Annotated in this window: 19 protein-coding genes and 1 riboswitch; of the genes, 5 read left to right on the top strand and 14 right to left on the bottom strand. The window is 37.3% G+C overall.

The genetic code is table 11. The annotated features are described in order from the left end of the window. Positions 1 to 53: 53 nt before the first annotated feature. The 4 genes from G551_RS0104075 to G551_RS0104090 all read right to left on the bottom strand — a co-directional run bounded on the left by G551_RS0104075 (position 54) and on the right by G551_RS0104090 (position 4238). On the bottom strand, positions 54 to 1136 hold the full coding sequence (locus tag G551_RS0104075) for a bifunctional 3-deoxy-7-phosphoheptulonate synthase/chorismate mutase type II (protein ID WP_027884362.1): 1083 nt from the start codon (positions 1134 to 1136) through the stop codon (positions 54 to 56). Positions 1137 to 1421: 285 nt separating this feature from the next. Continuing rightward, positions 1422 to 2270 carry a prephenate dehydrogenase gene (locus G551_RS0104080; protein WP_027884363.1) on the bottom strand — a complete coding sequence of 283 codons (849 nt, stop codon included), beginning with the start codon at positions 2268 to 2270 and terminating at the stop codon, positions 1422 to 1424. Then, a complete protein-coding gene (locus tag G551_RS0104085) occupies positions 2267 to 3418 on the bottom strand; it encodes a pyridoxal phosphate-dependent aminotransferase (protein WP_027884364.1) in 1152 nt (383 codons plus the stop codon). Before G551_RS0104085 ends, G551_RS0104080 begins: the two co-directional genes overlap by 4 nt. Continuing rightward, positions 3402 to 4238 (bottom strand): prephenate dehydratase, encoded by an 837-nt coding sequence (locus tag G551_RS0104090; RefSeq protein WP_027884365.1) that lies wholly within the window; start codon positions 4236 to 4238, stop codon positions 3402 to 3404. Before G551_RS0104090 ends, G551_RS0104085 begins: the two co-directional genes overlap by 17 nt. Before the next feature lie 410 nt (positions 4239 to 4648). On the opposite strand from G551_RS0104090, the gene gldA reads away from it, so the two are divergent. Then, entirely contained in the window at positions 4649 to 5551 is a 903-nt protein-coding gene (gene gldA / locus G551_RS0104095; RefSeq protein WP_027884366.1) for a gliding motility-associated ABC transporter ATP-binding subunit GldA, read from the top strand. Between the two features lie 88 nt (positions 5552 to 5639). Here gldA and G551_RS0104100 read toward each other — a convergent pair whose 3' ends face one another. From G551_RS0104100 to G551_RS0104145, 10 genes are all read right to left on the bottom strand, one after another. Next, positions 5640 to 6389 carry a head GIN domain-containing protein gene (locus G551_RS0104100; RefSeq protein ID WP_027884367.1) on the bottom strand — a complete coding sequence of 250 codons (750 nt, stop codon included), beginning with the start codon at positions 6387 to 6389 and terminating at the stop codon, positions 5640 to 5642. After that, positions 6386 to 7489, bottom strand: coding sequence for an acyloxyacyl hydrolase (locus G551_RS0104105; protein ID WP_036243261.1), 1104 nt, complete (start codon positions 7487 to 7489; stop codon positions 6386 to 6388). The genes G551_RS0104100 and G551_RS0104105 overlap by 4 nt, the downstream gene beginning before the upstream one ends. A 22-nt stretch (positions 7490 to 7511) precedes the next feature. Then, a complete protein-coding gene (gene metF / locus G551_RS0104110; protein WP_027884369.1) occupies positions 7512 to 8468 on the bottom strand; it encodes a methylenetetrahydrofolate reductase [NAD(P)H] in 957 nt (318 codons plus the stop codon). Between the two features lie 376 nt (positions 8469 to 8844). After that, a complete protein-coding gene (metH, locus tag G551_RS0104115) occupies positions 8845 to 11583 on the bottom strand; it encodes a methionine synthase (RefSeq protein ID WP_027884370.1) in 2739 nt (912 codons plus the stop codon). Between the two features lie 7 nt (positions 11584 to 11590). After that, the gene (locus G551_RS0104120; RefSeq protein WP_027884371.1) at positions 11591 to 12598 is read right to left on the bottom strand and encodes a homocysteine S-methyltransferase family protein; all 1008 of its coding nucleotides are present in this window, start codon (positions 12596 to 12598) and stop codon (positions 11591 to 11593) included. A gap of 55 nt (positions 12599 to 12653) precedes the next feature. Continuing rightward, positions 12654 to 12766: riboswitch (SAM riboswitch) on the bottom strand. 69 nt (positions 12767 to 12835) lie between these two features. Further along, on the bottom strand, positions 12836 to 13255 hold the full coding sequence (locus tag G551_RS0104125; protein ID WP_027884372.1) for an OsmC family protein: 420 nt from the start codon (positions 13253 to 13255) through the stop codon (positions 12836 to 12838). Positions 13256 to 13286: 31 nt separating this feature from the next. Further along, complete coding sequence (locus tag G551_RS0104130) at positions 13287 to 14456, bottom strand: trans-sulfuration enzyme family protein (protein WP_027884373.1); 1170 nt, start codon at positions 14454 to 14456, stop codon at positions 13287 to 13289. Positions 14457 to 14465: 9 nt separating this feature from the next. Beyond that, positions 14466 to 15545 carry a homoserine dehydrogenase family protein gene (locus G551_RS16785; RefSeq protein ID WP_027884374.1) on the bottom strand — a complete coding sequence of 360 codons (1080 nt, stop codon included), beginning with the start codon at positions 15543 to 15545 and terminating at the stop codon, positions 14466 to 14468. Further along, complete coding sequence (locus G551_RS16790; protein WP_027884375.1) at positions 15508 to 16521, bottom strand: alpha/beta fold hydrolase; 1014 nt, start codon at positions 16519 to 16521, stop codon at positions 15508 to 15510. Before G551_RS16790 ends, G551_RS16785 begins: the two co-directional genes overlap by 38 nt. Before the next feature lie 3 nt (positions 16522 to 16524). Further along, positions 16525 to 17817: an O-acetylhomoserine aminocarboxypropyltransferase/cysteine synthase family protein gene (locus tag G551_RS0104145; RefSeq protein WP_027884376.1), complete on the bottom strand. Its 1293-nt coding sequence runs from the start codon at positions 17815 to 17817 to the stop codon at positions 16525 to 16527. 766 nt (positions 17818 to 18583) lie between these two features. Between G551_RS0104145 and metK the strand changes: the two genes are divergently transcribed. The 4 genes from metK (at position 18584) to G551_RS0104175 (ending at position 21092) form a co-directional block, all read left to right on the top strand. Beyond that, positions 18584 to 19840: a methionine adenosyltransferase gene (metK, locus tag G551_RS0104150; RefSeq protein WP_027884377.1), complete on the top strand. Its 1257-nt coding sequence runs from the start codon at positions 18584 to 18586 to the stop codon at positions 19838 to 19840. 292 nt (positions 19841 to 20132) lie between these two features. Beyond that, entirely contained in the window at positions 20133 to 20285 is a 153-nt protein-coding gene (locus tag G551_RS16795) for a hypothetical protein (RefSeq protein WP_229797305.1), read from the top strand. A 36-nt stretch (positions 20286 to 20321) separates the two neighbouring features. Beyond that, a complete protein-coding gene (locus G551_RS16800; RefSeq protein ID WP_027884378.1) occupies positions 20322 to 20525 on the top strand; it encodes a hypothetical protein in 204 nt (67 codons plus the stop codon). Positions 20526 to 20762: 237 nt separating this feature from the next. Beyond that, positions 20763 to 21092, top strand: a complete 330-nt coding sequence (locus tag G551_RS0104175; RefSeq protein ID WP_027884379.1) for a hypothetical protein — start codon at positions 20763 to 20765, stop codon at positions 21090 to 21092. Positions 21093 to 21180 lie beyond the last annotated feature (88 nt).

Here is a 21180-nt window from a genome sequence, read left to right on the forward strand (position 1 = left end):
AGCAATTAACTTTTTACAAAAGTAACAAAAACAAACTGTTTACAAGCTTTTGATTACTCACTTAAAATTTTCTCTTGGTGATTAATCGATTCTTGGTGAATGGCTTTAAAGATCTTCAGTATAAATTCTTCACTCAAGTTATGCTCTTTCCCGTCTAAGATCATCTTTCCTAAAATCTCATTCCAACGGGTAGATTGCAAGATCGCAACGTTTTTCTCTTTTTTCACTTCTCCAATTTCATCGGCAACTTTCATTCGTTTTCCCAGAACGTCTAACAATTGATTATCGATCACATCAATTTTAGCACGTAACGATGCTAACTTTTCTTGAAAGTCCTGACTCTGCGAAACTTCTTTTCTAATCTTTAGATCTTTCGTCATTTGGTCTAAAGCTTTCGGAGTAATTTGCTGTTTGGCATCACTCCACGCATTGTCGGGATCGTAATGCGTTTCAACCATAATTCCGTCGTAGTTAAGATCTAAAGCTGTCTGACATAAATCGGTAATAATATCTCTTCTTCCCGCGATGTGTGATGGATCTAAAATTAACGGCAAGTCTGGAAACTTAGTTTGCAGATCGATCGCAATTTGCCATTCTGGATTGTTTCTGTATTTCGATTTTTCGTAAGTTGAAAATCCTCGGTGAATCACGCCTAAATTCTTTACATCTTGCTTGTAAAAACGCTCTACCGCTCCTAACCATAATGCCAAATCTGGATTCACCGGATTTTTAATGAGTACCGTTTTATCTGTTCCTTTCAAAGCTTCTGCGATCTCCTGAATAATAAATGGAGAAACCGTTGTTCTCGCTCCAATCCATAAAATATCTACATCGTGCTTCAACGCTAAATCTACGTGAATTGGGTTTGCTACTTCAGTCGTCGTTAATAAACCTGTTTCTTCTTTGGCTTTTTGCAACCACTTTAAACCTAAAGCGCCAACACCTTCAAAATTTCCCGGGCGCGTTCTTGGCTTCCAAATTCCGGCGCGCAACACGCTGGTATCGGTTTCTTTTAATTGGTGCGCGATCTTTAAAACCTGTTCTTCTGTCTCGGCGCTACAAGGTCCCGCGATCACTAACGGATGGTCCAAATTAAATTTATCTAACCACGTTCTTAATTCTTTTTTATTTTCCATAGGTGTTTGTTTTCTGTGTTTACCCCTCTGCCTTTGGCATCTCCCCTTTTAAAGGGGAGAAACTTTTTGTAATCAAGATAGAGGTTTTTCTATTTGTTCTAATTTATTTTTTTAAAATTTTGTTCCCCCTACTTTTTAAGGAGGGGTGCCCAATGGGCGGGGTGGTTATTTTGGGCGTTTCCCTATCGGGTCGGGCTATTCGCTATATCTTTTTCAACTTCCTGCGAAAGCAGGAATCTAAAAAAGGATGCCGCTACTATCCCTAACGCAACATATTTTCTTTAGTTAGTTTATTCCGTTTAAAACATTTTTAATATGGTTGGTATTGGCCATTTCTTCATATAATTTTTCAAAATTATCTTGTTCCATCAGGTTTTTAAATTCATTCAAATTCTGAATATATTCCGTTAACGTCTCCAACACATTTTCTTTATTCTGTTTAAAAATGGGCGACCACATTGCTGGTGAACTTTTTGCTAAACGTACCGTTGAGGCGAATCCGCTGCCTGCCAAGTCAAAAATATCCTTTTCGTTTTTCTCCTTTTCTAACACGGTTTTTCCTAACATAAACGAACTGATGTGCGAAAGATGAGAAACATACGCAATATGTTTATCGTGAGATTTCGGATCCATATACCGAATTCGCATTCCCAAACGCTGAAAAATCTCAAAAGCAACTTCCTGCAACTTGAAAGCTGTTTTTTCAACTTCACAAACGATCATTGTTTTATTTCTGTATAAATTCTGTATTGCCGCTTCCGGACCCGAAAACTCGGTTCCCGCAATGGGATGCGCCGCTAAATAATTTCTTCGCTTCGGGTGATCTTTTACCGACTCACATATTTTTTCTTTGGTAGAACCGGTATCGAGCACCAAGGTATTTTCACCCACGTGATCCAAAACTTGAGCAAGCACTTGTATACTCACATCTACCGGAACCGATACGATCACCACTTCTGCAGCCTGCAAATCTTTCAACTCTCCAATTGCGTCGATTAGCTGTAAATCTTTCGCTTTTTGGGCATTATTTTCATTTTTATCGATGCCAATAATTTCAACATTTTCGAAAGCAGTTTTTATATCTAATGCCATCGAACCGCCAATTAAACCTATTCCTACTACTGCTATTTTCATGCTTCTACTCGTTTTATGGCTTTTTCGATCGTGGCTTCATCTACACAAAGAGAAAACCGAATGTAACCTTCACCCCCGCTGCCAAAAACCGTTCCCGGTGCGGCAAACAAATGGTGAGTTTGTAAAATATGTTCAGAAAATTCTTCTGAAGTTTGATAAGCTTCAGGGATTTTTGCCCAAACGAACATCCCTACTAAGTCACGATCTTCTAATTGGCAATCCAGTTTTTCTACTAATTCGATAATTTTAGTTCTTCGGTTTTTATATAAAAAATCTAAGTTTTTAAACCAATCTTCATTTTCTTTCAACGCAACCGCAACGCCTAACTGAAGAGGTAAAAACATACCGCTATCCATATTGCTTTTTACCTTTAAAATGTGTTGTAAGTTCTCTTGACTTCCTAAAACCGCTCCTACTCGCCAACCGGCCATATTAAAAGTTTTACTCACCGAATTGAGTTCTAATCCCACTTCTTTAGCTCCGGGATAGGCCAATAAACTCTCCGGATTGTCATTCAGAATAAAACTATACGGGTTATCATTGATCAACAAAATATCGTGCTTTTTAGCAAATGCGATCGCATCATGAAAAAGATGCTGACTCGCTTTTACGCCCGTCGGCATATGAGGATAGTTGAGCCACATAATTTTCACTTTGCTTAAATCTTGTTTTTCTAACTCGTTAAAATTAGGCTGCCATTCGTTTTCTTCTTTCAACTCATAAAAAACCGGTTTTGCGCCCACCAATTTCGTCACTGACGTATACGTAGGATAACCCGGATTCGGAATAAGCACCTCATCACCCTCATTTAAAAACGCCATCGAGATATGCATAATCCCTTCTTTGCTTCCTAACAAGGGTAAAATTTCTGTTGCCGCATTAACTTCTACCTGAAATTTTCGTTGGTAGAAATCGGCAAAAGCTTCCCGCAACTCATCGGCACCACGATAACTTTGATATTTGTGCGCGTTTTCTTGCTTGGCAGCCAATTGCATTTGCGCTACCGCATCGTAAGGCGGCGGCAAATCTGGACTACCAATTCCTAAATTGATCACGTCTATTCCGTTTTGCTGCATTTCTTTAATTTCTTGCAGCTTTCTACTGAAATAGTATTCCTTGATAAACGCTAACCTATTGGCGGGTTTCATGGTTTTTATTTTTATAGATTCCTAATATTTTATGCGCTTCAGAAACCTCTTCTAAAGCTTTCATTGCTTCAACAAAAACAGGGAGCTCTTTAAAGGTTACGTCAATAAAAAATGAATACTTCCAAGGTTCATCGACAATGGGTAACGACTGTATTTTCGTCATATCTAAACCGTAACGATCTAGAATTTGCAAGGCTTTTAGTAAACTTCCTTGTTCGTGTTTCAGAATTAACTTTAATGAAGCTTTATCGGCTTGTTCAACTTTTTCGCCCTTTTTCGAAATGATTAAAAAACGAGTCGTGTTGGTTTGTTCTGAATGTATATTTTGTGCTAACAAATTCAGCTTAAAAATTTCAGCAGCTGTTGCACTTGCGATCGCCGCTGTATTTTTTAATCCTTGTTCTGCAATTCTTTTGGCTGCTTCTGCCGTGTCATTATCTTCAATTAATTTTATATGCGGGTATTGCTTAAAAAAGTTTTTGCATTGCAACAACGCGATGGGATGCGAATAAACTTCAGTAATGCTTTCTAAAGTTTCACCAGGTAACGCCATTAAATTCATTTTTACGGGAATGTAATGCTCACCGACTACTTCTAATTCATATTCATCTACATAGGCATAATTGTGCAAAATTGAACCTGCTGTAGAATTTTCTATCGCCATCACCGCTTTTGTCACCGATTGCTTAGCAACTTGTTCTGCCAATTCTTTAAAACTGGAACACATCGAAACCTGAACTTGTTCTCCAAAATATTCTCTCGCCACCTGATGATGAAAAGAACCTTCTATGCCTTGAATTGCAATCACTTCGTTATTCATTTTTTATCAAAAAAAAATCCCGATAAAAATTTATCGGGATTTCAAGTATTACTTTATAATGTTGAAGTATTTACATAGCGCTCCCGACTCTATTTCTAATAAAGAAATAAAAGTAAAAATAAGCGTTCCAAGTAAATACGTTTTTCATCTTGTCTTAAATGTTCGACTAAATTATAATTTAATTTTTACAAACAAAATGTTTTTTGGTTTTTATTGAAAATTGATAATGAAATTCCGAATCGAGTCCATAATGACGCCGGAATATTTTCATCTTTCTTATGTATTATCATATTTAGAATGTCACGCTGAGCTCGTTGAAGTGTTGTATCAATGAAAACAATTCAACTTTTAAACTGAAAAACAACTTTAGCAGTAAGAATTATTTATTTTTGAGATTAAATTGAATAACTATGGGTATTGAAGTAAATGGCATTTCTAAATTTTATGGAGAGCAGCAGGCGCTAAAAGAGATTTCTTTTGAAATTAATACCGGCGAGATTGTAGGTTTTTTAGGTCCGAATGGCGCCGGAAAATCGACGACCATGAAAATTTTAACCGGATATTTACCGGCTTCAGAAGGGATCGCCAAAGTTAACGGACTCGATATTACGACCGATAAACTTAAACTTCAGCAACAAATTGGTTATTTACCGGAACACAACCCATTATACTTAGAAATGTATGTGCGAGAATATTTAGCATTCAATGCCAAAGTGTACAAAACGCCCAAAGAAGAAATTGAAAACGTAATTGAATTAACCGGTTTAACTCCGGAAGCCAATAAAAAAATCGGCGAACTTTCTAAAGGTTATCGCCAGCGAGTAGGTTTGGCGAATGCCTTATTACACAATCCCAGCGTACTTATTTTAGATGAACCAACCACAGGTTTAGATCCGAATCAATTAATAGAGATTCGTGAACTCATCAAAAAAATCGGTAAAGAAAAAACCATTTTCTTATCGACGCATATTATGCAAGAGGTAGAAGCGGTTTGCGATCGCGTAATAATCATTAATAACGGTAAAATTGTTGCCGATAAAAAACTGAAAGAACTTACTGAAGATAACGAACAAGTGGTGGTTGTAGAGTTTGATTATCGTGTAGAAACTGTTGCTTTGCAGCGTTTACCCCAAATTAAAGAGGTAAAAAACCCGGCTGGTTTTGTGTACGAAATCACTTTTGAAACTTCTAAAGATATGCGTTCTGTCGTGTTTGATTTTGCTCACGATAACGGACTTAAAATTCTTCAGCTTCACCAAAAGCATAAAAACTTAGAAGAATTGTTTAGAGATTTGACGAAGAAACAGGAATAAATCTTAAGGATGAGACCCTGAATCAAGTTCAGGGTGACGCCAGCTTCATTATCGATTATTACAGAGATTTTAATCAAACCTAAAACCGCTACTCAAAGATCAATCTTCCAGTATACAATTCTTCTACCTCAACTTCGGGAGGATGGTTTTTCGCGATAAGATCTCCGGTGTTGTAGAGTGTTCCCGTTAAGGATTGCTGCGGATTGACGATCATTTTATTTGAACCGCGGTGATAAACATTAATGTGTTGCGCGATTAAATGTTCTCCTTCAAAACGCCCGTCGCCATTGTAAAAACCAATTTGTAGATTTTCAACTTGGCCCGATAAAAAATAGTCGCTTAAATTGTTGTTCACTATGGTGATTTGCTCTGAATTGAGTTGAAGCTGAAAATCGCCATTCGTATAATAATCGCTGTTTCCTTCAGCATCTTCAGAAACTAAAGTTAAGTTGGAATATGGCAATTCATTGGTGCTTTCTACGGTAAACTGACTACCATTTCTTAAATAACTCAATTGCGGAAGTGTTACATAAACTCGCGTCGCATCATATTCTCGAAAGAAATTACATGTATTGTTATTTTTAAGATGAAGCCGATTTTCACGGACTTCAAACGAAATATCGTTCACTAAATTTTCTCCGGTTTCTAAACGTATTTCTTGCGTTTCGCCATAAGTAAGAAAAAGTTTGATTCCGCCATAAACGGTAATTTCTTCAAAATTTTCCAATTCAATTTCTTTAATTACACTTCTTCCTTCGACTTGAAGACAATCGTTCGCTTCTTCCGAATCGCAGGAAAAAAAGAAAATAATACTTATATAGAAAAAAAGCTTTTTCATAATCGATAGCCTATTCCAAATTCGACCGCTTCTGCTTTTGCCGCATGAGATTTTACAGAAACACTTCCGAAGAAATTTTTAAATAATTCTCGCTGAATCCCTGCTCTTAAATAAGTTCGCCCTTCAAAATCGTAAGGATAATACACGTAATATCCTAAATTACCGAAAATAGAAGTTTTCCCTAAATGTAATTGATAACCGGTAAAAACGCCAACACGTGTTGAACTTTCATCGCCTTGTAAACCATCTTCAGGATAAGCGATCGAACGATAATAAATGAGTTCTTCTAACATCGGTGAAAGAAAAACCTCGCTCCCTAAATGCACTGAACTTTTATAAGAAACGCGTTTGTCGAGATAGGTTCCTAAAATATAAAACGGAAATTGATCCATCCCAATCACATCACTGGTTTGAACGCCACCTTTCAACGTAAAATTTAAATGAATAGGTTCTGAATAATTCGTAATTGAACGTTCGGTTTGGTAATGAAATTCTTCGTCGTGATCAAGTTGGTAATTCAATCCTAAATTAATGGAGAACGTATTGGTACTAGTGTTGGGCGCTTTAAAATTTCCGTTAGAATAATGAATTAAATTAATGCCTCCTTGCACGCCAAAACCTTTAAACAAATTCTTTTTACTGAAGTTGAGCAGCAAATAAGTCGAGGCCAACAAATGCGTTCCGTAAGCGATATTTTCATAATTAGCATCAGGATCGTACGGATCGGTATTATAGCTAACTCCTTGCCCAACGCGCAAGAGTAAATAGCGATTTAGAAAATAAAAATTGTAATGCGCATAAATCCCGATGTGATCTCCTAAATTAGGATTCGCCATATCTTGATAGATCAACGAAGCACCGAGATCTGGAAAATTAAAATGTCGCTGCCACTCTTTTTCGCCAAAGGTTTTCTGATTATAACTAAAAATAAATCCTTGCGGATGACCGGTGATTAAATGACCAATATCTTTGTTGTGCTCTACAATATTTCCGTAGAAATAATTAAAATCTAGGTCATATTTTTTGGGATTCGCCTCTTCCTGAGCTTGCCCTAAAAAACAGCTCAAACCTAAAAACACACCTAAAATTTTGTTGATCATATCCGCAAAAATAGCAGAATTATTAAAACAACTCTCCTGCTATTTTCTGAATGTTATCACTTTTCCCCATCGAATAATAATGCAATACCGGCGCGCCGCCTTTAATGAGTTCTTTACTTTGTTGTATGCACCACTCTACTCCGACTTGACGAACTTCTTCTTTACTTTTGCATTTAAGCACTTCTAGCGTTAATTCATCGGGAAGATCTACGTGAAAACGATGCGGCAAAATTGAAAGTTGCTTTTTTGTAGCCAAAGGTTTTAGTCCGGGAATTATAGGAACAGTGATTCCTGCTTTCCTGCATTTATCGACAAATTCAAAATACTTTTTATTATCAAAAAACATTTGCGTGACCACATAACAAGCTCCGGCATCTACTTTTTCTTTTAGACGTAACACGTCCTGATCTAAACTTGGCGCTTCCATATGTTTTTCAGGATAACCGGCAACGCCAATGCAAAAATTGGTTTTGCTTTTATTTAATAATTCTTCATCTAAATATTCACCTTTGTTTAACCCCACAATTTGCTTTACCAAATCTTTTGCATACGTATGTCCTTCTTTTTCTGCGGAAAAATAAGTTTCATTTTTTACCGCATCACCACGTAAAGCCAAGACATTATCGATGCCTAAAAAGTCGAGATCTATTAAAAAATTCTCGGTATCTTCTTTGGTAAAACCGCCACATAAAATGTGTGGCACGGCATCGACTTCGTATTTATTTTGTATCGCGGCACAAATCCCAACGGTTCCCGGTCGTTTTCGCACTACTTTTTTCTGCAGTAAACCACCCGAAAGCTCTTTATAAACATATTCTTCCCGATGATAAGTAACATCGATAAACGGAGGTTTAAATTCCATTAACGGATCGATATGATCAAAAATCGACTGAATATTTTGCCCTTTTAATGGCGGTAAAATCTCGAAAGAGAATAAGGTTTTTTCTGCTGCTTTTTTTATATGGTCTACTACTTTCATTTTTGGTTTTACTTTTTATCTCGTTATCTCGTACTTGATCCGGGATCTCATCCTATTTTTTCAACTTAAATTTCACTCTAATTCTCTAGATGCGATGCTGAAATCTAAAATTCAACCTAGTTAATCAAGTTCAGCATATAGTTTTGTTCTTTTGGACGCATCCCTATCGGGTCGGGCTATTCGCTATATCTTTTTCAACTTCCTGCGAAGGCAGGAATCTAAAAAAGGATGCCGCTGCTATCCCTTGCGCTTTTCTAAATCGTCATCCCGGACGTGATCCAAGGATCTCATCCTTTTTTAAATTTAAATTTCTCACTAATGCTCTAGATGCGATGCTGAATCAAGTTCAGCATGACGTTCCTTTTAAATAAATTTTCTAAGCCAAATTCGGGCTTAACCATTTTTCAGCTTCTTGATAAGTGATTCCTTTTCGTTTCGCAAAATCTTCTACCTGATCGGGTTTTACTTTTCCTAATCCAAAATAGCGAGCTTCAGGATGCGCAAAATAATAACCGCTCACACTCGCTGCCGGCCACATCGCTAAACTTTCGGTAAGCTTTACACCAATGTTTTCTTCCACGCTCAGCAGTTTCCAAATGCTCAATTTTTCTAAATGATCGGGACATGCAGGATAGCCCGGTGCGGGACGAATACCTTTGTACGATTCTTTGATCAATTCAGCATTCGACAGATTTTCGTCTTTTGCGTAACCCCAATTTTGTGTACGGACTTGCCAATGCAGATATTCTGCAAAAGCTTCTGCCAAACGATCGGCCAACGCTTTTACCATAATCGAATTGTAATCGTCTAAATTCTTTTCAAATTCATTCGCTAATTCTTGAGTTCCGAAGCCGGTGGTTACACAAAAACATCCGATATAATCTTGAATTTCAGTTTCTTTTGGCGCTATAAAATCGGCTAGCGCAAAATTAGGTTTGCCTTTGTATTTTTTGAGCTGTTGTCGCAGCGTTCTAAACCGAATAATTTCTGCTGAAGTTTCAGGATCTTGAACTGAAATATCGTCGTCTTCTACTGTATTTGCCGGGAACAAACCAAAGACTGCTTTCGCTTTTAATTGTTGCTGCTGAATAATTTCTGTAAGCATTTTTTCAGCATCTTCAAATAAATTGGTGGCTTGTTGACCAACGACCTCATCTTCTAAAATCTCCGGAAATTTTCCGTGAAGATCCCAGCTTCTAAAAAAAGGCGTCCAATCGATAAACTCCTTCAATTTGTTCAACTCGAAATCTTCAATCACTTGAACACCTAATTGATGAGGTTGAATAATATCTTCAGCTTTCCAATCAATTTGAAATTTGTTTTCTCGAGCTTCAGCAATCGTTAAATATTCTTTCTTTTTAGTTCGGCTTAGAAACTTCTCCCTGAATTCAGCATAATCAAGTTTTAGATCGGTTTTATATTTTGTCGCGGTTTCTTTTTGCAGTAAATTCCCTACCACAGTTACGGCACGAGAAGCATCGTTTACGTGAACGACTGCGTGCTGATATTCTGCATCGATTTTCACCGCCGTATGTGCTTTTGAGGTTGTCGCGCCACCAATTAACAAAGGAACTTCAAAATCTTGGCGCTGCATTTCTTTGGCAAGAAAAACCATCTCGTCTAATGAAGGCGTGATCAATCCGCTTAAACCTATAATATCGACTTGTTGGTCTTTGGCTTCAGCTATGATTTTTTCCGGCGGAACCATAACTCCTAAATCGATAATTTCATAATTATTACAAGCGAGAACCACGCTTACAATATTTTTCCCGATATCGTGTACATCGCCTTTTACGGTCGCCATCAAAATTTTCCCGGCACCACTTTTTTCATCTTCAGAAGGCGGATTTTTCAATTTTTCTTCTTCAATATAAGGTAATAAATAGGCAACGGCTTTTTTCATTACTCGAGCAGATTTCACCACTTGCGGAAGGAACATTTTTCCGCTTCCGAAGAGATCTCCTACGACATTCATTCCCGTCATTAAATGACCTTCGATCACTTGAATCGGCTTTTCTGATTGCTGCCGAGCTTCTTCAACATCTTCTAAAATATAGGTGTCGATCCCTTTAACTAAAGCACGTGTGATTCGGTCTTGCAAAGCCTCTTCTCGCCAAGACAGATCGACCTTATTTTTTTCTGACTTATTATTTTTTACCGTTTCTGCAAACTCCAATAAACGTTCTGTAGAATCATCGCGACGGTCGAGCATCACATCTTCCACGTGTTCTAATAAATCTTTAGGAATATCGTCGTAAACCTGTAGCATTGTTGGGTTCACGATACCGATATTCATCCCGGCTTGGATGGCGTGGTATAAAAATACCGAATGCATTGCTTCCCGAACAGTATTATTCCCGCGGAAAGAAAAAGAAATATTACTCACGCCGCCGCTGACGCTCACATACGGAAGATTTTCTTTTACCCAACGCGTAGCTTCAATAAAATCGATCGCATTTTTTCGGTGTTCATCCATTCCCGTTGCGACCGGAAAAATGTTTAGATCGAAGATGATATCTTCCGGAGGGAAGTTCACTTTTTTCACCAATAGATCGTAAGATCGTTGTGCAATTTCGATGCGACGGTCATAATTATCGGCTTGCCCAACTTCATCAAAAGCCATCACAATTACCGCAGCTCCGTAACGTTTGATCTTCTTGGCGTGAAGTAAAAACTCTTCTTCACCTTCTTTTAGCGAAATTGAATTCACCACACATTTTCCTTGAACTACTTGCAAACCGGCTTCGATAATTTCCCATTTAGAGCTATCGATCATGATCGGCACACGAGAAATATCGGGTTCTGAAACGATTAAATTTAAAAAATTTACCATCGCTTCTTTCCCATCGATCAGACCATCGTCCATATTTATATCGATAATCTGTGCGCCACCTTCTACCTGATCGCGGGCGATGGCTAAAGCTTCATCGAACTTTTCTTCTTTAATGAGTCTTAGAAATTTTCGGGAACCCGCTACATTGGTTCGCTCACCGACATTCACAAAATTACTTTCGGGAGTGATGACCAAAGGTTCTAAACCGGATAGTTTTAGCGGACGAAAATTTGAGTCAGTTTCAGTATTATGCTTATGTTCTATCGCTGTAGATAAATTCATTTTTGTATTAAATTAATTGTGGAGCTTCCAATTTTCTTGGGGAATACTTGGCTGCTACGTTTGCAATAGCTTTGATATGCTCTGGCGTGGTTCCGCAGCAACCGCCAATAATATTCACTAAATTCTTCTGAAGATATTCTTCGATCTGGCTTGCCATTTCTTTGGGCGTTTCATCGTATTCTCCAAAAGCATTTGGCAATCCGGCATTGGGATAAGCGGAAACGCCTGCCGAAGTTCTGTTGGCTAAAACTTCTAAATGTGGCGTGAGTTGTTTGGCACCTAACGCACAATTAAATCCAACACTTAACAACGGAATATGCGATACGGAGATTAAAAAAGCTTCAGCGGTTTGCCCAGATAAAGTTCTACCGGAAGCATCGGTGATCGTACCGCTCAACATCACCGGAATATCGATTTGTTGTTCTTCTTTAATTTCTTCAATTGCAAAAAGGGCAGCTTTGGCGTTGAGCGTATCAAAAACCGTTTCGACTAATAAAATATCGACTCCGCCTTTTAATAAAGCTAATGCTTGTTGTTTGTAAGCTATGCGTAATTCATCAAAAGAAATCGCTCGAAAACCGGGATTATTTACATCTGGAGAAATGCTGGCAGTTTTATTGGTTGGTCCCATCGCACCGGCAACAAAACGTGGTTTTTCAGGATTTTCTAAAGTCACTTTCTGAGCGACTTCTTTGGCAATTCTAGCCGACTCATAATTGAGTTCATCGACCAGATGTTCCATTTTGTAATCGGCCATCGCAATGGTGGTGCCGGAGAACGTATTGGTTTCAACAATATCGGCGCCGGCTTCAAAATATTTTTTATGTACTTCTGCAATCGCTTTGGGTTGCGTTAAGGACAAGAGATCATTATTTCCCTTCACGGGAATCTCCCAATTTTTAAAACGTTCTCCCTGAAAATCTTCTTCAGAAAATTGATAGCGTTGTAGCATTGTGCCCATTGCGCCATCGAGAACCAATATTTTTTGCGTTAATAATTCCTTTAATTTACTCATAGCTTATTTATATAACAGCTATCAAAAAAAGGAACAGAAGGAAAGAATTCTGTATGGGTTATCTATCTGCTTTTGCAGTAGAATGTAGCACCTTCTCCTTCTGTTTTCACAGAAAAAGGGTTGCTAAGGCTTCATTGGGTCTAGTCCCTCTGCCTTTCTTGATAACTTATTTCAATTTAAATATGAACTTGCGCTTACAAATATAAGCGTCTGCCAATAATAGACAAATTAATATGATTAAATCTGAGTTCCGTTTAACAAAACTTCATATTTAATTTCGGCAGTTTTTTCTAGCATTTTAGCTACCGAACAATATTTTTCTAACGAAAGATCTACGGCACGACGTGCTTTATTCTCGGGTAAATCACCTTCTAATTTTATTTGCAAATCTATTTTTTCAAAAACTTTTGGGATAGCGTTTGGATCACGATAGCCTTCAACCTCCATTTCTAGATTGGTTAATTCTAGGTTTTGCTTTTTTAGAATATGAACAATATCGATCCCACTGCAACCGGCAATCCCACGAAGTAGTAAATCCATCGGACTTGAGCCTTGCGGATTTTCAGCAGATTTGTTGTCTAAATGAACTTCGTCGCCACGCTCGTTAGTGGTTACAAAATGGAAATCGTTATTGAGGCGTTTTAAGTGTACTTTCATCTTTTTCAGTTTTTATTCAAAGATAAGCATTCTAATTTTTCAAGGCTTGTTGTAAATCTGAAATTACATCATCAGGATGTTCCAACCCTACTGAAATTCTTACTAAACCATCGGTGATCCCAACTTCCAATCGATCTGCTTCCGCTAATTTGCTATGTGTTGTGGAAGCCGGATGCGTCACAATGGTTTTGGTATCGCCTAAATTGGCACTTCGAGAACATAAATTCACCGAATTGATAAATTTTCTTCCAGCTTCTAAACCGCCTTTTACTTCAAAAGAAATAATATTTCCGCCCAATTTCATCTGCTTTTTAGCGATTTTATATTGCGGATGCGATTTCAAAAAAGGATATTTTACGTTTTCAACAAATTCACTTTCCTCTAAAAACTGCGCAACTTTTAAAGCATTTTCACAGTGCTTTTCTAATCTTACGGGAAGTGTTTCTAAACTTTTTGACAATACCCAAGCGTTAAAAGGACTCAGTGCCGGACCGGTATTTCTGGAAAATAAATAAATCTCCCGAATTAAATCGGCACGACCCACCGTTACACCTCCCAAAACTCGACCTTGCCCATCGATTAATTTTGTGGCTGAATGAATCACTAAATCTGCTCCAAAATTTATTGGATTTTGTAAGTAAGGCGTAGCAAAACAGTTATCGATCACCAGAATTAAATGATGCTTTTTAGCAATTTTACCCAACAATTCTAAATCTAAAATATCGACTCCGGGATTGGTAGGCGATTCAGCGAAAATGATTTTAGTGGTTGGCGTGATCAATTTTTCAATGGTTTCAACTTCATTTACCTTGAAATAAGAATGTGAAATATTCCACTTCGGAAAAAATTTAGTGAACAAACTATGGGTTGAACCAAATACCGAACGCGATGAAATCATATGATCACCACTATTTAATAAAGCGGCTAAAGTTGAAAAAACCGCGCTCATCCCCGTAGCAAATGCGTAACCGCCTTCAGCTCCTTCCATTTTAGCGATGCGATCGATAAATTCTGAAGTGTTCGGATTGCTGAATCTGCTATAAATATTTCGTTGTTTTTCTTCTGAAAAGGAAGCTCGCATTTCTTCAACATCTTCGAACACATAACTTGAGGTTAAGTATAAAGGTGACGAATGTTCTTGGTGTTGCGAACGCTCGATCTGGCTTCGTATAATTTCGGTTTCTAAATGAAATTGACTCATAATTTTAGTTTAGTTGCAACAATCGATTCGTTCGGCTAATTTGATCACGTCGCTCACCACGCCTCTGGCAGTAACCGCGGCTCCCGCTCCTGCTCCCTGAATCACTAAAGGTTGATTACCGTAAGATTCCGTATAAATTTCGAATAAAGAGTCGGCTCCTTGTAAAGCTCCGAGTGGATTTTCTTTTTGCTCTTTGACCAATTTCACTTCTAAAATCTCTTTTTCCACATCGAGCTCACCAATGTAACGTAAGACTTCATTTTCGTTTAATTCAGCTTTCAGCAATTGAAATTCTTCATCTAAATCGGTTATATTTTCTTGAAAAGTAGTTACGGAAGTAGTTTCAGCTAAATGCGCCGGCACCAAACTTTTCACTTTTACATCTTCTAAATTATAAGTGAGCTGAAGTTCTCTCGCTAAAATGAGCAGTTTTCTAGCCACATCGGTTCCTGAAAGATCGACTCGAGGATCGGGTTCTGTAAAACCTTTTGCTTCGGCAAGCGCGACTACATCACTAAAATTTTTATTTTCTTCTGAAAAAGTATTGAAAATATAACTGAGCGATCCTGAAAAAACACCTCTAATTTTAGTGACTTTTTCTCCTGATTGATGCAAGTTTTTAATTGTTTCAACCACCGGAAGACCTGCTCCCACATTGGTTTCATATAAAAATTGTTTCTTGTTTTCTTTTAAGATCTCTCTAAAGAATTCGTAATCATCATAAGCTAACGTATTGGCAACTTTATTGGCCGCAATAATGTGAAAACCGTTTTCTACCAAGTTGGTATAGTTATTTACAAATTCTGAAGAAGCCGTCGCATCGATCGCTACGATATGTTGCCAGTTTTTCGTTTTTACATAATCGATAATTTCTTCTACTTGATACGGAAGACCGAAATCTACAAAATTGGCTTTCCAGTTTTCATCGACCCCTTCATCTTTAATAAATGCGGTCGATGAATTTAAAATGATCGGAATTTCGATCTCTAAACCTTGCTGTTGAAAGACTTTTTGCGCTTGAATAATTTGATTGATAAACGTACTTCCTACGTTACCTATGCCAAACAAGATGAGCTGTATTTTTTTCATTTTTAGTTTTTATATTTTGAAATATGGGTTGTAATAAATTTGCGAGTTGTTGATGTTCAATTAAAAATGCATCGTGACCGTGAATCGATTTAATCTCGCCAATCGTGATATTTGTATTCGTTTCACTTAATTGCACATAAGTGTTCCAGTTATCTTCCGCCAGAAAAAATTTATCTGAATTGACTGTTATCAAATGAATTTGTGATCTTATTTTCTGAGCGGCCTTTAACCAATCGCCGGTTCCGTTAGAAATATCGATCGTGCTTAATAAATGATTTAGCAATCGATACGCCGGAAGTTTATAGCGATTTTTTAAAGCTTTTCCGTGAAAATCTAACCAGTCTTGAACTTTAAAATTCCCATTCTGTTTTTCTCTGTTGAATTTTTGATTTAGCGATGCCGGCGTGCGGTAAAACGTCATGGCATGCCGACGAGCATCTTCAATAGGTGCTGAAGAATTATTAAGAATAGCCTCCTGAATACTGCAATTGGCCAACACCCAATCGTTCGCCGTATGATGCGCCGCTACCGAAATAATATGAATTGCCAAATCAGGCTGATTGACGGCGATATGCCAAGTAAGCGCGCCACCAATCGAACAACCTAGAATGGCGTATAATTTATCTATTTTTAATAACTGAAGACCTTCAATAAAAATTCTTGCGACATCATCTAAGGTAAAATCTTTGTAGTTAAAAATTAGATCTTCTACTTCGCCACTGTAACCGTTACCGGGAATGTTAAATGCCAACACCGCAAATCTGTTTAGATCGATCGTCTTTTCTTCTCCCACAATTTGATCAAACCAAGCATTTTCTCCTATTAAAGTTGAATTACCTGTAAGTGCGTGATTCACTAAAACGATCGGAGCTTCTCCTAATGGTAGGCCAAAAGTTTGGTACGACAAATCGATATCTCGTGTAAAACCATTTTCAGTTTTAAAATTTTCAACCGTGATATATCTTAAACTCGCCATAACTTATTGCTGAACTAATTCGTGAGCTTTCTTTAAAGCCGTTTTTAAATCGGTTTTCAAATCTTCCAGATCTTCTAAGCCCACACTCAACCGAATTAGATCTTGGGTAACGCCGGTCGCCAATTGTTCTTCTTCTTTTAATTGCTGATGCGTGGTACTTGCCGGATGAATAATAAGTGATTTACTATCACCAATATTGGCTAATAATGAAAGTAGTTTCGTGGTATCTGCGATGGTTTTAGCTGCTTCGAAACCGCCTTTTACACCAAAAGTTACGAGTCCGCTTTTTCCTTTTGGTAAATATTTTTCAGCTAAATGGAAATAATCACTGCTTGGCAAACCGGGATAATTTATCCAAGCTACTTCTTCTTGTTGCTGAAGCCACTCGGCAAGTTGAAGCGCACTTCGAGAATGTTGTTTAATTCTAACATCAAGCGTTTCTAAACCTTGAATAATTTGAAAAGCGTTAAACGGACTCAAAGCTGCTCCGTGGTCTCGCAAACCTTCTACCCTAACTTTTGCAATGAAAGCGGCTTCTCTCAAAGCTTCGTGGTAAACTAAGCCGTGATAACCCGGTGAAGGCTCGGTAAACTCAGGAAACTTACCATTTGCCCAATCAAAGTTTCCGGCGTCGATAATCGCTCCGCCTAAGGCTGTACCGTTACCGTTAATATATTTGGTAAGTGAATGAATCACAATATCGGCCCCGTATTGGATCGGGTTTAATAAGCTTGGTGTCGCTACCGTATTATCGACAATTAGTGGAATTTCTGCTAGTTTAGCTTCCGCAGCAATTGCTTCTAAATCTAACACATCGAGTTTAGGATTACCTAAAGACTCTACAAATATCGCTCTTGTATTTTCTTGAATGGCATAACCAAAATCTTCAGGATTTGAAGGATCGACAAAGGTGGTGGTAATTCCTAATCTGCGGAGCGTTACGTTTAGTAAATTGTAAGTTCCGCCGTAAAGGCTACTCGATGCAACAATATGATCTCCGGCTTTTAGCAAAGTTAATAGTGTGGTATTAATTGCAGCCGTTCCCGATGCGGTGACAACAGCGCCAATTCCGCCTTCGATCGCTGCCAAACGTTGTTCTAAAATATCGTTGGTCGGATTGTTTAATCGGGTGTAAATAAATCCCGGTTTAGCCAAGCTGAAAACATCGGCTGCGTGTTGAGAATCATCAAACACATAGGAAGTCGATTGGTACAAAGGAACGGCTCTGGTTCCTTTATTAATTGTTACATCGTGACCGGCGTGCAAAGCATTGGTGGCATTTTTAAGTGTACTCATTTCTCTAAGTTTTAATTATTGAACATTTTATCTTTTTAACTTTTAGACATAAAAAAAGTCCCTTTGGATCGCTATCACCAAAGGGACTTTAAGTTTGAAAACAATTTCGCTTAAATCACAATTTACGGCAATAACGTATTGGATGGTGCATCATACGACACATCATCATCGGCATAGCCATCATCATTACGTTAGTTACCAAATTGAAATTCATTCTAATTTATTTTTCTTTTTCATAGCACCTGCAAACACAGGATTTTATTAAAAACAAGGCATAAAAAAACCGCTGTTGTTTACAGCGGCTCTATACATTTATAGCTAAAAAATTTATGCAATAGAACACGCTGTGGGCTTTCGCCACATCATCATATTCATCATACTCATTAAATTTTTCATTTTGTCTTGTTTTGTGACTACAAAGATAATGGTAGATTTTTTTAATATGCAAACAAATCGATATTTATTTTTTGCGTTAAGGATTGAACGGTTTGTCTGAGCTCTTTTAAATGAAGGCTTAAGCCGCAATTTAAAAAGCGAGTAGTGAAAGCCTGACCCGAATTTTTAAATGAGGGAAACGCCATGATTATAAATTCTCTATAAATTAAAATGTCGTTAAAATAGTGTTGCATTTATGGCTTTTTTATACCTTTGCCTTAAAATTACAGGGAAAAATTTGACTGATTGCAACCCTTAAAAATGCTAAAGCAGTACTTCACTTCTTTAGATTGACCTTCAATCAGGCTTACTCCCTACTAAAATAAAAAGAATGGCTTATTTATTTACTTCAGAAAGTGTTTCTGAAGGACACCCAGATAAAATCGCAGATCAGATTAGCGATACTTTATTAGATAACTTTTTAGCGTTTGACGAGCAGTCTAAAGTTGCTTGTGAAACTTTAGTAACTACCGGCCAAGTAGTTCTTGCCGGTGAAGTACGATCGAATACTTATTTAGATGTACAACAAATTGCTCGTGATGTGATCAATGATATTGGATACACGAAAGGAGCTTACCAATTTAGCGGAGATTCTTGTGGGGTAATTTCTTTAATACACGAACAGTCGCCAGAAATTAATCAGGGAGTAGATCGTGAAAGTAAAGAAGAACAAGGTGCCGGTGATCAAGGAATGATGTTTGGCTATGCCACTACAGAGACTGAAAATTATATGCCGTTAGCGCTAGACATCTCTCATAAAATGATGATCGAATTGGCGAAGCTAAGAAGAGAAAACAAAGATCTTACGTATTTAAGACCTGATGCTAAAAGCCAGGTGACTATTGAATATAGCAATGATAATATTCCACAGCGAATTGTAGCGATCGTACTTTCTACGCAGCACGATCAATTTATGGAAGATGATGAAAAGATGCTTCAGCAAATTAAAGATGACATTATTAATATCTTGATGCCTCGTGTGATTGAGCAATTGCCTGAGTATGTTCAGAAATTATTTAATGACGATATTACCTATCACATTAATCCAACGGGGAAATTTGTGATCGGTGGTCCTCACGGTGATGCCGGACTTACCGGTAGAAAAATTATAGTAGACACTTACGGTGGTAAAGGAGCTCATGGTGGTGGCGCTTTTTCTGGTAAAGACCCTAGTAAAGTAGACCGTTCTGCTGCTTATGCTTCCAGGCACGTTGCTAAAAACTTGGTTGCAGCCGGTGTGGCCGATGAAGTTTTAGTACAAGTTTCTTATGCTATTGGTGTTGCAGAACCGACTTCTATTTCTATAGATACTTACGGAACTTCTAAAGTAGATTTATCGAACGGGGAAATTGCTTTAAAAGTAAAAGAGATTTTTGATATGCGCCCGGCAGCGATTGAAGAACGCTTAAAACTTCGAAACCCGATCTACCGAGAAACTGCGGCTTACGGACATATGGGTAAAGAACCGAAAACTATAACGAAAATTTTCGAAAGCCCATATTCGGGTAAAATAACTAAAGATGTCGAGTTATTCACGTGGGAAAAATTAGATTACGTTGATCGTGTAAAGACGGTATTTAATCTGTAATTATTTCATTTAAAAGAATTTACATTTATTAATTTCCCAAAATAAACTATCACTTGTAATTTGACTATATATTTGCACAAATATTTATTAAAAAAAGTCATTTTATGAGTGATAGTACTTTTTTAACAAGATTTCCAATTGTTACTCACGAAGAAGCATCTGAAGAAATAAAAGCGATTTATGAAGATACCATGAAACGCTTCAACTTCCATTTGTATTAAATTGGTTTAAATGCCAAGGTAGTAATGCCCACCTTTTAAAAGGTAATTGAGCAAAATTAAAATCTACCTTAATGATGGGAGATATTCTCAACGTGCTTAAACAAATTATTATCTACAACGTTTCTAAAAAAAGAAACTGCAGCTACTGTGCACACGCGCACGGAGTATATGCCGATAGTATGAGTGCTATGAGTAGCGAGCGTGAAGATTTTCGTGTTACTTAAAATTTAGACTCTCCAATTATTCCTGAAAGTTACAAAGTGGCTATCGAAGTAGTTACACAAGCCGCTTTAGACCACCAAAATATTCGTGATGTAGATTTTGATAAACTAAAAAACATCGGATTTAATTTAGATGAAATTCAAGAATTAATGGCGCAGGCAGATTTATTGAATATGCTAAATACAATTGCCGATGTTTCAGTTATTAAAATTGACAATGAACTTTTAGAAGCTACCGCCTAACTTTATTTTTAGGTAGCTTATGAATATTTATGAAAATAAATATCGTATTACCTATGAAGCTTTTTCTAAATTTTCTGCCAGAATAAGCAAGGCAGAAGGCACCCAATAATTAGCTGTGGTGCTGCAGAGCAACCTTAAGTATTTATTCACCTTTAAATTTTTAGAATAATTATAAAAAATGATAGTGAATCCAATTCGATCAATGTTATTTCTAATTCTATTCATCCGGAAGAAATTGTGGAGTGTCTACCTTTAGATAATGAAGAGAATTTACTAGAAAAAAATATTCCCCTTCATTTTTTTTCAGACGGAAATAGCACCGAGCATATCTTGGGTAAAAAAATGGAGGGCGATTTATGGGCTTGGTATTTTAAATATGGTAAAAATGAGCTATGCGTTTCTCTTATTTCTTCTCTAGAGAAACCTTCTGTAACCAGAGATGTAGAAATAGTGAACTTACTTATTGATAATTTTATCACTAAATATCAGCTACTTATATTACGAGAAGAATTAAATCATCAAACTAAATCACTCTGCACTAAAAGTGCAGAGGTTTGTCTTGACTAAGGACTGAAAGTCCTATTATTTAAAAACTGTCAACACGAAATATTTCAAGCAACTTACACATATTTTTTCGCATTACTAAAGTACTGCA

This window comes from Mesonia mobilis DSM 19841, assembly GCF_000423405.1.
Lineage (GTDB): Bacteria > Bacteroidota > Bacteroidia > Flavobacteriales > Flavobacteriaceae > Mesonia > Mesonia mobilis.